Genomic DNA, 15,299 nt, shown 5'->3' with positions numbered 1-15,299 from the left:
CTTGAATCAGAGAATTTGTTGCAGAACATGGTCCAGCCCGCGTTGCCAATCAGGCAGTTCCAGCCCGAAGGTCTGGCGCAGGCGGCTGGTGTCGAGCCGGGAATTGCTGGGCCGGGGCGCCGGCAGCGGGTAATCGGCCGTGGTAATCGGCAGTATCTCCTCGGCCGTCAGCTTGAGCGGCTTGCCGGCCGCCAAGGCAGCGCGCACCACCGTCTGGGCGTATTCGTGCCACGTCGTGCAACCAGCGGCGACCAGGTGATAGAGGCCAAACGGGAAGCCCGCCCTGCCCTCGCGCTGGTAGCGCCCGAGCACTTGTGCCGTCACGTCAGCCAGCAGCGCGGCTGAAGTCGGCGCACCAAACTGGTCGGCGACAATCTTCAAGCCATCGCGCTCGGCCGCCAGACGCAGCATGGTCTTGGCAAAATTGGCGCCGTGCGCGCCAAACACCCAGCTCGTGCGAAAAATCAGGCAATCCGCCCCGCTCGCCTGCAAAGCCTGCTCGCCAGCCAGCTTGGTCTGGCCATAAACGCTTTGCGGATTGGGCGCATCGGTCTCGAGATAAGCGCCGGTCTTGTTGCCGTCGAAGACATAGTCCGTCGAGTAATGAATGACCAGCGCGCCAAGACGAGCCGCCTCCTCCCCGAAGACACCGGGCGCCGTGCCGTTGATGGCCCGGGCCAGCACCGGCTCAGCTTCTGCCTTGTCCACGGCCGTGTAGGCCGCCGGATTGATGATCACCTGCGGCTTGACCTCGGCAACCAACTGGCGGATGGCGTCGGTGCTGGACAGATCGCAGTCCGCAAGATCAACGGCAACCACCTCGCCCAGCGGCGCTAAGGCCCGCTGCAGTTCAAAGCCAACCTGGCCGTTACTGCCTGTCAGAAGAATTTTCATGATCAAGCGCTGTACTGCTTGCCGACCCAATTCTGGTAAGCGCCGCTTGTCACATTGGCTACCCAGGCCTGGTTATCGAGATACCACTGAACCGTCTTCTTGATGCCGGTGTCGAAGGTCTCCGCCGGCTTCCAGCCCAGTTCGCGCTCGATCTTGGTCGCATCAATCGCGTAACGGCGATCATGGCCCGGCCGATCGGTGACGTAGGTGATCTGCTCGACGTAAGGCTTGCCGTCGGCGCGCGGGCTCAGTTCGTCGAGGATGGCGCACAGCGTATGCACGACATCCAGATTCGGCTTCTCGTTCCAGCCGCCGACGTTGTAGGTCTCGCCGACCTTGCCCGCTTCAAGCACGCGGCGGATGGCGCTGCAGTGATCCTTGACATACAGCCAGTCACGAATCTGCTGACCGTCGCCGTAGATGGGCAGCGGCTTGCCGGCCAGGGCATTGTGGATGACCAGCGGGATGAGCTTTTCCGGAAAGTGGTAAGGACCGTAATTGTTGGAGCAATTGGTCGTCAGCACCGGCAGGCCGTAGGTGTGGTGGTAGGCGCGCACCAGATGGTCGCTCGCCGCCTTGCTCGCCGAGTACGGGCTGTTCGGCTCGTACTGGTGGGTTTCGGTAAAGGCCGGATCATCCTTGGCCAGCGAGCCATAGACTTCGTCGGTCGACACATGGAGAAACCGGAATTCATTTTTGGCCGTTTTTTCCAGTTGACCGTGGAAAGCCCGCACCGCTTCAAGCAGGCGGAAAGTGCCGACGATGTTGGTCTGGATGAAGTCTTCCGGACCATGAATGCTGCGGTCGACGTGCGATTCGGCAGCAAAATTGACCACCGCCCGCGGCTGGTGCTCGGCCAGCAGCTTCGACACCAGATCGAAATCACCGATGCTGCCCTTGACGAAAATATGCCGCGCATCGCCATCGAGCGAAGCGAGATTCTCAAGGTTGCCGGCATAGGTCAGATCATCGAGATTGATGACGGGTTCATCGCACTCGGACAGCCAGTCCAATACGAAATTACTGCCAATGAAGCCGGCGGCGCCGGTAACCAGAATAGTCACAAGTAAACTCCCTTACTCAATTTCAACGAAATACACAAAAATAAATTTGCCTATAAATCAAGAATTTGGATGAACCCAAATATCACGCACGAAAAATCCGCTTAACCCCCGGCGGACAAAACAGCGGAATCCGATACTTCTGCCAAAAAGTTTTCAAACTGGCGAGGTGCATCTTTCCGGCACCACTCAAAGGGCCGGCGCCACTTGAACGCTGATGATCGTGAATCAAACGGACATTCGGCATGCAAACCACCCGAAGCCCCTCGGCCCAAACCCGCGCGCACAAATCAACATCTTCCATATAGAGAAAATAAGACTCATCCATACGTCCGATCTTTTCAAACAAGGCGCGCCGAATCAGGAAACCAGTGCCCATCACCCAATCAGCATCAAACGGGACAGCCTTTTCCCATGCCGCGATCATCATGTGTTTGGCAACCATCTGCTTGAGCGGCCAATAACGACCCAACCGCGAACGACGCCCGACAATATCCAGAACGCTATAAAAACGCCGCGCCGAAAACTGCCTCTCCCCGCTTGGGTACGTAAGGTCCAGCCCCACTAGGCCAACAGAAGAATCTTTCACAAATAAATCCAGCGCTTGAGCAATGCTCTGATCAATAAAATAGGTATCTGGATTTAGAATCAATATGAAATCGCGCTTCGCATTCGACGCCCCCAAATTAACACCTGCTGAATAACCTAAATTTTTTTTTGCAATAACCAGTCCAACACCTTCCGGCAAACTTTTTGTTAATAGGTCTTTCGACCCATCTGGCGAGCAGTTCTCCACAACTGTCAAATCATCAACAGCAGCAATTCTGTACTGCAATATCGAATTCACACATTTCAACGTCAATTCTGGCGTGCCGTAGTTAACAATAACAACGCTGAATTTTCCGATTAAATCGTTAGACACATCGTCCCCTTAATACTTGAAACCTTAGAGTTGCTTTACCAAAATCAATCCATCTTTTCCAGGAATAACCACCTGATTAACAACTTGGCCATTATTTACCGAATAATCTTGCTGACCATAAATATGGCGATATCCCGGAGGAACGGCAAACGTAATTGATTTATCCGTCGGATTTACCAGAACCAGCCCGTTTTCAAATGTGCGCTTAAACAAGCCACTCTTGATCGGTGCAAGAGGTGGCATTTCCGTTGCATGCCCCAAATCGACGTTGTACTCATCAAACCAAGGAGGAATGCCATATATATCCGAATTTGCAAATGAAAAATAACCATTCCCCATCAAGCTCGACGCAAAGGAATACCTGAAAAATTTATAGTCATTCGGATTTCCGCATACCCCGAATACTGTGGTCTTAGGCCCACGAAGATTATTGCTAACCGAGCGATAAAGGTTCATCATCGATTGCCAGCCGTTTCGGGTTTCGAAAGACCATGGTTTGCCCATTAAACACTCAAGAAAAGCAGCATCCAAAACACCTTTATATTCCATTGACGAAAGATTGTTATCTGTATTCGCTATAAACAACATATCTGGCGACAACCTCTGCGCCGCCTTGAAGTGTGCAGCTTGGCCCCGCCGATATACCGGCCACAAAGAACTATCGTCACCGCGCTGATTCTCTCCCACCTCTTTCCAATCAGCCTCTTTTATCCAAGTGCGAAAACGAACCGCATCAAAATACCAGAAATCAAATTCTGGAACGCCAGAGTAATACTCTCTATAGAACCAGTCTGCTGCCCATTCCGGATAGCGCCTCCCCCATGGATCTGGTTTGGTAAATTCGGTGAAATTTATTTCCAGCCTACACGTCTTTGGATTCAAGCTGACTCTAGTGCTATCGGCCTTGGTCAGCCACCATTGCTGAATATCGAGTATTGCCGTTCGTTCCTTTGTAACATCTTTATATTCGATACAGGCTTCACTCAGAATTGAATAGTTTCCCAACAGAATATTCGGGTTTAATCTCTTGATAGATTTAACAACACTTTGAATGGATGCATGAGTGGTTTGCTCCCATTTCGGTCGAAATCCGAGGATAACAATATCGTACTTAGCAAGCTGCGCCTGAACTTCTGGCCGGTTTATACCTTGCTCCATAAAAGCCATAGCAAAGAGCCTAGGAAAACCAGCATTTTGCAACACCGCACTCCGACGCACCAATTCAGCACTATTCGCAAATACATCTTGCGCAAAAACAAGATGACCAGCCACTAGCACTAACAAAAAAAACATTCTGAACATATGCACGGGTATATTTCCAAAGAAAAACTGAGTGAAATTATTTATATTCGTTAATTTTTCTTAAAACCAACATCCTGATATAATTTTTCCAGCCGCTCAATTACGACCTGGACTGAAAAATCATTCTCTGCACATAGTCTGGCTACACGTCCCAATTTCCTAGCAAACGAAAGATCGGCACCCAACATCTCGAAACAACAAGACAGCGCCTTGATATCTCCAGGAGCAAAAAGGAGCCCATTAACCGAGTCCTGCACCACATCGGGTATACCACCAACTCTGCTGCTAACGACAGGCAATCCAGATGCCATGCCCTCGAGTACCGCCATTGGCAACCCCTCAAAATATGAAGGCAACACAAGCATGTCGGCCTTGTTCAGCAATTCAGCCTTTTTTTCCGACCCAACCCACCCGGTAAGCTCAACCATGGCGCTCACCCCTAAATCATCAGCAAGTTGCCGAACGCCAAGCAGATCGCCGTTACCGGCGAGTATCAACTTCCACTTGACCGAGGTGTTCTGAATCGCCGCAAAAGACTCAAGCAAGTCAAAGACCCCCTTTTCTTTCGAGAGGCGCCCTAGAAAAAGTACAGTAATTGAATCCATATTACGGCCATCTCGATCGATAACCGGAGTCAATTCCACGGGATTTTGAATACACACCACAACCGCCCTGGGTGCAATTCCCTTTAATTCGTTAACCCAGCTACTCGATAATGCAATCACATAGGAACGTTCGAGGATATTTCGTACAAAATACCTTGCGATAACACCACATTGCGACCGGTAAAAATCCGAAAACTCGCCATCATGGATATGAAAGATAACCGGCACGCGTAATAGAAATAAGGGCAAAACGATCAAACTCTTCCGCCAAAAACTTGCGCCAGCAGCAACGTGGATATGCGCGCCAGCAACTCTCCCCCTTACCGCCAGAATTAGCACTCGCCACCAAGCACCAAAAGCAGTTCTCAGCTTCAACCACCTACTGCCGTCACGATGTGTCGGCACGTACAGAATCTTCCATTTATCTAGAAAACCGGAGCGCAAATAGACATTTATAACCGCTGACATCCCGCCCATAGAACCGAAATCGGTCCCGAGCATGAGCACCACTTTTCCTTCTGGCTTACTCATACTGACTAACCAAGCGAACACTTTCAGAGCATGTTCCCTCGTACACACGAACGGTCATGTCGGCGATACTCTTCCACGAAAACGGCCCAGATATGTTGTCTGTGACCCCCTGCACCAAGGCATCGTAGGCTGCTGAATTCTCCAGAAGCCTGGCAATTGCGTCAGCCAAGGCTTTCGCATTCCTGGGTTCGACGAGTACGCCGGTAACACCATCGGAAATCAATTCGGGCAAAGAACCCACGCGTGTAGCCACAACCGGGCGACCAAAACCGAATGACAAGGCTGCGACACCACTCTGCGTCCCATCGGTATAAGGTAAAACAGCAAGCTGAGCCTGCTCAAACAGCTCAAACGATCTGCTCCGCGGTATATAACCCTCAATCAGTTCGAAAGCAGACTCGTTAAGAATTTCGTCGCGATAGGGTGGGAGATCTGAACCCTCACCTGCGATTACACCTTTGACCTTATACCCTCGAGCCTTCAAATCCTTGACCGCTTCAATGAAATAGCGCAAGCCCTTGTAGGCATGGATTCGGCCGAAGAACAAAAGATTGCCATTCTCAGGCTTAACCTTCGGGACAGTCATCGGCCCAAGCGGTCCATGTGGAATAACGAATATCCGCTCGAGATCCATTTTTGGCACCGCAGCTTTCAGATCGAGGGCGAGACTTTCTCCGTGTACGATAGCCCGGTCATAAAAACTTCTCGACCAAGGCTCATAGAATCGGTGACGACTACGCGCATGCCGTTTGGCCTCCAAGCCACTATGTGGCGAAGGATCGTGAACCGTGCCGACGATTGGCGCGATACGCTTCAAAAATGGCAAAGCAAAGACCTGATAGTCGCGGGTAACCTCCTGCAAATGAATCACGTCAGGCTTAAATGCCTTTATCCGGCCGACCAATTCAAAGGTATTCCCCAAGATCACCTTGGGCGATATGCGGTGGGGTAAGGTCGCAAGAGTCAGGCGCGGTGGCTTCTCAGGTAAAACGCCATCCAACTCACCTGCAAAATTCGGCTCGCTCAAAATCAACAAGACGTCGTGGTTTTCAGCTAACGCAAGGGCCAGTCGAGTCGTGTATTCGGCAAAATGGAGTCCTACAAGACAAACACGCATAAATAGGCTCTCTAAGGCTGCTTGATGGAATTTACAGACGAAAAAGCCACAGAAGCAGCCAGCAACCCTTCACGCAAACGCCCCTTGAGCGCCGCCTTTGCACCATCAACCAAAAGCCAAAACCGCGTGGTAACCATCAGATGTGGAAAAAATGTATTCATAAAACGTAAACGACTACGGAACATATAACCGAGCGAAAAGAGCGAACCATTTCCCGCCGCGGCACCTACCTTGTGGAAAACATGGCTTTCAGGTGCGTACGCCAACTTGAACTTTCCCGAAGCCCGACGAGCCCAGTCCAACTCTTCGTAGTAAAGGAAGTAGTCCTCTGAGATCAGGCCGACAGTCTCAAGAAAAGAACGGGAGACCAGCATCGAAGCACCGATGACATAAGCAGTCTGTTGCTCAATCTCCCCTTGCTGGGCAGGAGATATTTCGCGATACAGCGAGCCAATACCAATTGGCTGAGCGCGGCAGCGCCAGGGAATAAAAGTTGCGCCCCCCAAGGCCTGAAGTCGTTCCGGGTCGCCATAAAACCGAAGAGTCGACCCTACGATGCCCACATCCTTATCAACCGATGCCCTCTCCACCAGCTTTGCCAAAGCATCGGAATCAACAACCGTATCATTATTCAATAGCCAGACATAATCAGCGCCTTGAGCCAACGCATAGCGGACACCCACGTTGTTGCCGCCAGCAAAACCAAGATTCGAGCCAGTTTGAATAAGCGTTAGTTTTGCAGACTGCCCCCTCAAAGCCTCTTGCTCAGAAGCCAGGCGTGAATACTCGATGTAACTGACAGGCTTTACGAGAGGTGGAAAGGTCAAGGTAGCCAAGGATGGTGAAGAAAGCGGAGCAGCAAGCTCTCCGTCAGCCCACGCTTTGATCTTTTCAAGCGATCCATCCCTAGAGTCATTGTCGCAAACCACCACCTTGAAACTGTCGTAATCCAGCCTTAAGACGCTTTCCAGGCACTCGACTGTATCTTCCCAGCCGTTCCAGTTGAGCAAAACGATATGAACTTTTGGATTCATCGAACTGCTTTCATTGAAATGTGCTTGTCCACTGAAACAAGCAAGCCGATCACTATGGCAAAGAACGATATACCTGTAGAGACCAACCACTCGGGCTGAGTAAATGAAGTCAATACCGGAACAATGAACGCAATTAATAATGTCGCTGCAAGGGAACGATATTCTGGTTCATTTGTACTCTTATAAAGACAATATGCTTTTGTAACAACAATATAAATGGCTAAAATCGCAGAAAATAAACCCAAAATCCCCAGCTTCATCCAAAGCCCCAAGTAGGAATTGTGGATATACCGAACCTGCGACCAGTCTGCCATAGGATCCAATCGTGGTTTATAGGCAGTGCCAAAGCCAATTCCCGCAATCGGACTAGATAAGATCTTGTTAATCGCGAAATTTGCCTCCTCAAACCGCCATCCTAGAGAAGAATTTTTGGCACCTTCACCAGCAGTGCTGACAACACGCTCGTACGCAGCCTCAATAACCTGTGGCTTCGCAATAGAAAGGCCAACCAAAGCAGCACCAACTCCGATAACCAAAATTACGGAAATCTGCGCTAATCCTTTTGATCCTTTGAGCAAAAATGCCAATCCTAAAGAACCAATGGCAGCCGTTATCCAAATAGCCCGACCAAAGCTAACCACAACGCCAGCAGCCAGTACGGGCAACAAAAAAACCGGGAAGATCAAATTAATGCTCCCCGTCAATACACGGGCGATAAGGTAAAACATTGGGAGCAAAATCAGATAGATGGCCCCTCCTGCTGTACTGCGGGTGATGTCTTGGTAATGTGTAGCACCAGACACCAAATCCTCTACGCGGGCATTTTGAATAATGCTAATACCAGTCAAAAACTGCACGACCACCGCAGAGGCAACAGCAACGCCAACAACGACCAAGCCCCAGATAACTCTATTCAATCGGATACGATCGGTTGTCAGGTAAATGACAATAAACGCTATCAGCCAATGCACTTGAGATCGTGCCTCCGTGAACACATCTTTAATTGGGGATCCGTAGAATTTATTTCCAATGATCATTCCAGAAATGGTTAGCAACATGAATAGCAACACTGGCCTCAAGTACAGCCATCTAGAATCCAAATAACCAGGCAATGATGATGCTTTCACTAAAGCAACGACAGCCAATCCAAATATTGCCAAATCTGTACCTAGAACTTTTCCAGGTCCAACATTAATGCTCGGCATTAATCCCTCAGGGACCAAACCAGAAATCATTAAAATAAGAATAATCAGTCCATACTCAGGAAACAAAACCGCAATCCCAATCAGCATTGGGAGCAACAGGAATGCAACGACTATCCACCAAGGCAATACTGCAGCCAATAGGCCAAAAAACAAGGCCACGACTACCATTGCAATGAGAAACAATGGAGTTGAACTTGTAGTCCTCAATCCGCTGGCAAAAACCATGGCATTAATCCCTGAATCTGCTGTCGATAACGCGATCCTGCGCTCTTCGGTAAGAGCCAGCAAAATTACGCAAATTCGTCACCAAACTATTTCGCCGGCTACAAGCTGCAAGCCCTATATTTCGAAACCGAGGCAAAGTACCGACCTTAAGGAACACTCCAGCCAACCTGGCCAGCAAAGCTGATTTGCGCTCCTTCTGATAAGGCTGCATCAACGCTACCTGATCAAGATCACAAGGCTCGCCGCCAATAACCTTGGCTTGCATGGCATCAGCTATCAGGTCTTCTCCGCGTTTTGTCCGCGCCAGAATGAGGCTACGTCCAGCCTGCTCGTCAAACTCGGGGTAACCGTCTTTTCCATACCATGCATCAGCGCAGGCAATATCCGCGAACTCGCCCGTGCCATCCGGACAAATCTTGCAACGGAACTGCAGATGACGATTCAAGATCGTGCCCCAGGAGGTTGCGTAGTCCATCTCGCTGACTCGTCCATCATGAGTCACTGCTTTGGCCTTGCCTGGCCAACCCTCTCCGCGATAAGAAAACTTGGCCAATTCTTCGCGCGCAACACCGAGCTTATTTAGAACCTCGAGCGTGCCACGTTGACTCGGAACGCCCGCACAAAAAAAGGCAATACAGAAAGCCACTTTTTCGCTAACGCGCTTGTCGACTCGGCCGAGATTACGCAAACCAGCGACATCGCAAGGCTTGCCGACAAAAGCAAACCTCCCTGGTTGATCGAGCAAGGCAGTTATATTTTCAAGCGGCGCAGAAGGTGCGTAACGGGAACCGGCACCTTTTAAGACCTCAGCACGGGTACGGCTCAAACAGACTTCATTTTTCAGAGGGTCTGTTTCAGAGGCTGCCACATGAGCCACATAATCAACGGCACCAGACTCCAGCAAATGGATGAGCAGTGCTGAAATTGCGCCACCTGAAGATCCTTGGTAACGCACTTCTTCATCAAGCGAAAAACCGGTTCGTACTGAAACCACCGGGCCCCAGAGGGAGTCGTATGGAACGTTCCCTGGCTCATGTTCGAGATAGTTTCCAGGACAGGTTCTGGCCACGATGGCATTTTCTTCAACGGTGAGTCTCTTGCTAATTTGCGGCCGCAAGAACCCTTCCGGACTCATCACCATCGAGACTTTATTGTCGGCGATCAATGTCGAACAGAGGCCGCAGCCCGAGCACAAGTGCCCGTGAACGATCCCGGAAAGGGTCGTCTCAGCCATCAGCGCAACTCCACCAGCGTTTGTTCGACAAACGACTCGTAGCCGGCCAGGCGCTCCAATGCTCTTCGATTGCCTTCTTCGACTCTCTCGCGAAGCGCCGGCAAATTGTCCAAGCCATCAAGAACCATCTTTAGCAGCGCTTCGTTACCGATCTCGCGACAGTCACCAACGACGTCATAACCCACTGACGAAAACAGCCCAATGAATTTGCGGCTATACGCGATGGGTACCACCGGCACACCGCTGGAAAAAGCCGCGATGCACGCATGCATACGGGCGCCGGAGAAGAAATCAAACCCGGCAATGTAAGACTTGGCCTCGCTCGGCGTAGAAAACCGGGGAGCCACGGCAATACCGGGGAACTCCTTGGCGAGCGCGAGGCTGGCTGCATAATCATCTTCGGCAGCAATCGAATCGGTCAGCACGTGGGGGACCAAAGTCACGGCGCAATCTCCTCGTTCCTGAAGCTTGGTCAGAAGCGAGCGAATAAAGACCGGGTAATCAACCGTCAAACCAAACTGGTTGGTGCCCGTATAACCACCACTAAACATCAAACCCGACACGTTGATACCGACAGCGATTCTTCCCCCTGCTCTAACCTGATCAATCTTGGTATAGGGGAGGCGGAACGCAACATCGATTGCCTCACCCGAATTACTGACAATATTCAGCGAGGTCAGATAAGCCTTTGAAAGATGATCCCTTGCATAGACACGACGGCAGCGAGACATCACCATGGCTGCTAGCCGTCGAGTCCAGCTTTTTTCAAACGGGCCAATAGTTTGCGGGCTAAGAATGAGCGGCCGCCCGCAAGCCAGCACTGAAATTTTGGACGCAATCTGCAAAACAAAACGAACACCGCCATAGATATCCGTAAAACTGTCACCCTCACCGATATCAAAGACAAGATCGCATTCACGGATCTGTGTTAGAAACTCCGACTGGCCAAGGAGAATTCTCTTCGGTTTGAATGGCGCGCCAATTTCACAGCGGTTGTTCAATTCAAGTGCAGGCTTTTCGCCTACCGTACCAAAAATTCGATAATTAACCGTTACACCCGCGCGTTCAGCCGCCGCATCAATTATCTTTATTTGCGATGCGGTAAGCGCAAGAACACCGAGATTGTCGGATGTTAACGAATGCCATAAAAGACCAACCACTAATTCATTTCTCACAGCACAGCCCTGTATTTAATTATTTATTTAAAAATCAATGCGTGTTTAAAAAAATCTGAAGCGCTATCGGCACAAAGCAAATAAAAATCACGCTGGCGTTTGGAATATTTATTCCTGTTGGGATACCTTGCTTAAATAGCGCAAAGAAATACAGCCCACCTACTAACAAAGTTGCGCAAACAAACGCTATTAACATTCCCACTGCGCCATAAATCGGTATAACGATCACGGCCACTGTTATGAGAACGAGTAATGCAAATCCATTGGCAAAAACTCGAATGGTTTGCAAACCGTGGGCAGTAAGATTAATTCCAAATCCGGCAGCCACAAATCGTACAATCAGCGCCAAGCCAAACCAAGGTAATAACGTTGTAAGCTGTGAGTACTGCGTACCAAATAGCAGATCAGTAATCCACACATTTCCAATTGCAAAAACTGCTCCGAGTCCACCACCTAACAAACTCATTTTCAGAATCAACTTGCTAACTATCGAACTACAGTCAGCTTGTTGCATCTGTTTTGATGCGATATGAGGTGTGTAAACGTTGCCTACGATGGGCGCAATAGAATTTGCCCCCTGCATTAATTTCAATCCGGCTTGATAAAGACCCACGGCTTTCGTAGATGTCATGTAGCTGAGCAGAATGACATCCAAAGTCGAGTTAAGCGTACTCACTGCCATATCCGCGGCATACGGAAAACCTTCACGCAACGTTTTCAAAACGTCGGCGAACGACCAATTGTTCGGCTTTTGCAGAACGGGTAAAAATGGCAAGGCAAGGCGCCAGCTAAGCAACAAGGTGGCACAACGCGAGACAAGAAAGCCGACAGCTACCGCGGTTATTGTTCCGAAGACAAGTAGCGGCAGTAAAACACCGAAAAAATTTAACGCGGATGTAAACAGTGCAAAACGCGCTTCCTTGTCAAAATAGCCAAGGGCACGCAGAACAAAATTGATATGTTCAGCGAAGGACTCTGCGATAGCCATGACAAGCAGTGACCAGAATATCGCCGTTGGCACGCTTTCTTGCAGGCCGATAATTAATCCGACTGCGATGATCAACACGCTCAATACCAGCTTTGCCGCCAGGGTAGCGCTGTACACCCTTGCCGCAGAGTTTGGATCTCGCCCTATTTCCCGTAGTAACTGGAGGCCAAAACCATAGTTAACCAATAGTGCGAGCAAGCTTGAAAATGCCAGCCAGTATGCCAATTGACCAAAATTTTCCGGCCCTAGCTTTCTCGCCAGAATGATGAATAGCACGAAGCCGGCACCCAAGCGCATCAAAGTGGAAACAGTCATCCAACCGATATTTTTCAGCATGGATCTGTTTCAACCGCGGCGATTATTTCAAGCCACCGGAGAGGCGCAGCCTTGACTCCGGAGTAAGGCTTGAAAGCAGAGTTTTAGCGAACTCGTCTTGTTTTTTATAAGCGTTGTTCTGGTCGTGATCGATACTCGATACACGTATCAGCATGCCATCGGGTACCTCTCCGCTAAGTCCATAAGCAACTTGAACCAGTTTTTGCGTTATGTCGGGGCGTACCACTTTGTCTGCGACGGTGACCCAGTAGGTTATTGGCTCGATACGATTTCCCTGAAGTGCGAGCACCCTTTTGATTGGTAACAAACCTTGATCAAGTATCAGGTTGTCCATTCGATGGTCTTCGACCTGAAATCCCTGAGCCGCATAGCAAACTTCGGGTTTGTGAACTTTCATGGAGTCGCTTTGGTCACTACCGTAGGCGATCGATAGCATAATTCGGTAGCCTTGTTCATTCACATAGGTGCGTGAGAGAACCTGACTATAAATCGTGTCGAGAAATGCCTTTTGCTGGGGGTCAATTACTTGAATTGATGGGAGTTTTTCTTCATGCCATCCCTCAATATTGACCGGAATCATGCTCTCCAAATCAATTTTTGGACCTTGATCAGCGATCTTGTGCGTTGGCCGCATTGCGATAGCCAGGCCGGCGGTGACCAGCATGAGGACGAGCAGGATGATGTTGCGGACCGGGAGGTTCATGCTTGCGCCTTGTTTACGACAGACTGCCCACGCCAGCGCTTTTCGCCGAGTTGCAGCAGCGAATCAACACCCATGATGATCAGCAGTGCAGTGATGAACAGCACCATGCCGGCAAAGCCGTGCAGGAAGCCCTGCCCTGCTGCGTCACCAAAGTGGTAGGTGATCAGTGTCAGCACCATGACACGGATGACGTTGGCGGTGAAGGAGATGGGGATGATGAGGATGGCCAGTGCGACGTTTCTGAAAAACGAGTCGTGGCGAACGATGTTGAGGTAGAGCAGGCCGAGGGCTTCAAGGGTGAATAGGGTTTGCAGGCCGGCGCAGGCATCGGCGACGAGCAGTTTGTACTGGCCGATCTGCAGAATGACGCCGGTGCGCGAGATCGGATAGCCCACCCAGTAGAGGACGTTTTCGGCAACGTATGAGACGGCCATCTTCATGGGCAGCGTCAGCGCATCGACGAAGGCGCCGGGCAGCGGGATCATGAAGAGCAGGAAGAAGAGCGGGAACCAGGCGGCGCCCAAGGCTGCCCAGCCGCGCATGATAAGGAGCAGGCTGGCGATGACGATGATTTGCGAGCCAACTTCAAAAATCAGGATGTCTTGCGAGCGGCCTATGACATAGAGCAGCAGACCAAGGACGAAGAGTGGCCAGCCAGCCTTTGAGGGCGCTACCGGCATATCGTGGATAACGAGGCGTTGTTTCCAGAAGAACCACAGGGCGACGCTGAGAATGATGGGGCCGTGCGCCTGAGCTTCGGTGGCCCAGATGGTGCTGGAAAGGTCGACCCAGGTAGGCACGTAGAGTGCGATGAGGCCGATGAAAATGGGGAACCATTCGGCGATCGCCGGGCGGGATTGCGCCGGGAGTGCCAGCGCTTTGTCTGCTGTGGATTTCATTGCCGGACCTTTGGTGAACGAATGCCACGGTCAACCGGAAATCTTGCCAAAAAATGAAATGTCATAGACAGTGCATCTCGCAAAAACCGGGGATAACCCCCGGTTTTTTTGCTGCACAAGACGGAGGAACGTCTGTTTCTTTGGCGGAAACGCGTATCCGAAGAGCAAAGCGAGAATGAACTGAACGACATGCTGGCTACCCGTTGTTGAGCACGGCGCCGACGACGGCAACGCCGCTGTGTTGCAGCGATGTGACGAAGGCTTGCAGGGCGGGAGCGGAGGACATGTCCTTGCGGGCGACGACGACAGCGCCACGGGTGCGGGCGGCAATAGTCTGGCTGTCAGCGGTTTCTGCACCGGCCGGGGTGTCGACGATCACGATGTCGTACTGGCCGGCAGCGGTGGCCATCAACGCATTAAAGACCGGGCGGGCCAGCAGTTCCTGCGGGTTGGGCGGGGTGGCGCCAGCCGGCAGAACAGAAAGATCGATGAGGCCGGGGATGCGGATGACGGCTTCAGCCAGTTCGGCACGGCCGGCCAGCAGGCTGGAAAGCCCGAGCTTGTTTTCGAGGCGGAAGATATTGTGCTGGCTCGGGTTGCGCAGGTCGGCATCAATGAGCAGCGTGCGTTCGCCGAGTTGAGAGAAGACGACAGCGAGATTGGCGGCTGTGAAGCTGCGGCCTTCTGCCCTGCCGGCGCTGACGACGGCCATTGTCTTGTGGCCGATCTCGGCGTCAAACCAGCGCAGCATGAGCTGGCTGCGCACGGCGCGCAATTGTTCGACGATGGGGCTGAAAGGTTTGAAGGCGGCGACGACTTCTTCGCTGACGCGGTCATCACCGGGCATCAGGTAGGGGTAGTCGTACTGGCGGGAGAGCGCCTGCTGGATGTCGGCTTCGGTGAGCAGGCCAAGCTGGATGGCAGCATCGCCAAAGCGCAGGCCCTGCTCTTTTTGCAGCTTGAGGATGCGCTCGGCGGCGTCCGGCGTCAGGCGGCCGTTGTCGATGAGAATGGCGCCAATGGAGCGGCCGGCGCCGGTGTCGAGTTTTTCGGTCATTGCGTTCATCT

The 15,299-nt window shown here is 51.4% G+C and carries 13 protein-coding genes and 1 pseudogene; all 14 read right to left on the bottom strand.

Annotation, left to right across the window (positions count from 1 at the left end; all coding sequences use genetic code 11):
- Positions 1-6: 6 nt before the first annotated feature.
- Complete coding sequence (gene rfbD / locus WBK19_RS10825; RefSeq protein WP_511289583.1) at positions 7-894, bottom strand: dTDP-4-dehydrorhamnose reductase; 888 nt, start codon at positions 892-894, stop codon at positions 7-9.
- Between the two features lie 2 nt (positions 895-896).
- The gene (gene rfbB / locus WBK19_RS10820; RefSeq protein WP_511289581.1) at positions 897-1,958 is read right to left on the bottom strand and encodes a dTDP-glucose 4,6-dehydratase; all 1,062 of its coding nucleotides are present in this window, start codon (positions 1,956-1,958) and stop codon (positions 897-899) included.
- An 82-nt stretch (positions 1,959-2,040) separates the two neighbouring features.
- A complete protein-coding gene (locus tag WBK19_RS10815; RefSeq protein ID WP_511289579.1) occupies positions 2,041-2,877 on the bottom strand; it encodes a glycosyltransferase family 2 protein in 837 nt (278 codons plus the stop codon).
- A 24-nt stretch (positions 2,878-2,901) separates the two neighbouring features.
- Positions 2,902-4,179 carry a putative glycoside hydrolase gene (locus tag WBK19_RS10810; protein WP_511289698.1) on the bottom strand — a complete coding sequence of 426 codons (1,278 nt, stop codon included), beginning with the start codon at positions 4,177-4,179 and terminating at the stop codon, positions 2,902-2,904.
- 50 nt (positions 4,180-4,229) lie between these two features.
- The gene (locus WBK19_RS10805; protein ID WP_511289577.1) at positions 4,230-5,315 is read right to left on the bottom strand and encodes a glycosyltransferase family 4 protein; all 1,086 of its coding nucleotides are present in this window, start codon (positions 5,313-5,315) and stop codon (positions 4,230-4,232) included.
- Positions 5,308-6,432, bottom strand: a complete 1,125-nt coding sequence (locus WBK19_RS10800) for a glycosyltransferase family 4 protein (protein ID WP_511289575.1) — start codon at positions 6,430-6,432, stop codon at positions 5,308-5,310. The genes WBK19_RS10805 and WBK19_RS10800 overlap by 8 nt, the downstream gene beginning before the upstream one ends.
- 11 nt (positions 6,433-6,443) lie before the next feature.
- On the bottom strand, positions 6,444-7,466 hold the full coding sequence (locus tag WBK19_RS10795; protein WP_511289573.1) for a glycosyltransferase family 2 protein: 1,023 nt from the start codon (positions 7,464-7,466) through the stop codon (positions 6,444-6,446).
- Positions 7,463-8,896, bottom strand: coding sequence for an O-antigen ligase family protein (locus tag WBK19_RS10790; RefSeq protein WP_511289571.1), 1,434 nt, complete (start codon positions 8,894-8,896; stop codon positions 7,463-7,465). Before WBK19_RS10790 ends, WBK19_RS10795 begins: the two co-directional genes overlap by 4 nt.
- A gap of 4 nt (positions 8,897-8,900) precedes the next feature.
- Entirely contained in the window at positions 8,901-10,130 is a 1,230-nt protein-coding gene (locus tag WBK19_RS10785; protein ID WP_511289569.1) for a Coenzyme F420 hydrogenase/dehydrogenase, beta subunit C-terminal domain, read from the bottom strand.
- Positions 10,130-11,305, bottom strand: coding sequence for a polysaccharide pyruvyl transferase family protein (locus WBK19_RS10780; RefSeq protein WP_511289567.1), 1,176 nt, complete (start codon positions 11,303-11,305; stop codon positions 10,130-10,132). The genes WBK19_RS10785 and WBK19_RS10780 overlap by 1 nt, the downstream gene beginning before the upstream one ends.
- A gap of 388 nt (positions 11,306-11,693) precedes the next feature.
- Positions 11,694-12,629, bottom strand: a pseudogene (locus WBK19_RS10775) (oligosaccharide flippase family protein); the annotation flags it as partial.
- Positions 12,630-12,651: 22 nt separating this feature from the next.
- Entirely contained in the window at positions 12,652-13,332 is a 681-nt protein-coding gene (gene epsI, locus WBK19_RS10770) for an exosortase-associated protein EpsI, B-type (RefSeq protein WP_511289565.1), read from the bottom strand.
- Positions 13,329-14,231 carry an exosortase B gene (gene xrtB / locus WBK19_RS10765; RefSeq protein ID WP_511289563.1) on the bottom strand — a complete coding sequence of 301 codons (903 nt, stop codon included), beginning with the start codon at positions 14,229-14,231 and terminating at the stop codon, positions 13,329-13,331. Before xrtB ends, epsI begins: the two co-directional genes overlap by 4 nt.
- A gap of 196 nt (positions 14,232-14,427) precedes the next feature.
- Positions 14,428-15,297 (bottom strand): chain length determinant protein tyrosine kinase EpsG, encoded by an 870-nt coding sequence (epsG, locus tag WBK19_RS10760; RefSeq protein ID WP_511289561.1) that lies wholly within the window; start codon positions 15,295-15,297, stop codon positions 14,428-14,430.
- Between the last annotated feature and the right edge of the window lie 2 nt (positions 15,298-15,299).

Source organism: Azonexus sp. (genome assembly GCF_049652925.1).
Lineage (GTDB): Bacteria > Pseudomonadota > Gammaproteobacteria > Burkholderiales > Rhodocyclaceae > Azonexus.
The sequence above is the reverse complement of the archived record's forward strand: the minus strand, read 5'-3'. Positions and strand labels throughout refer to the sequence as shown.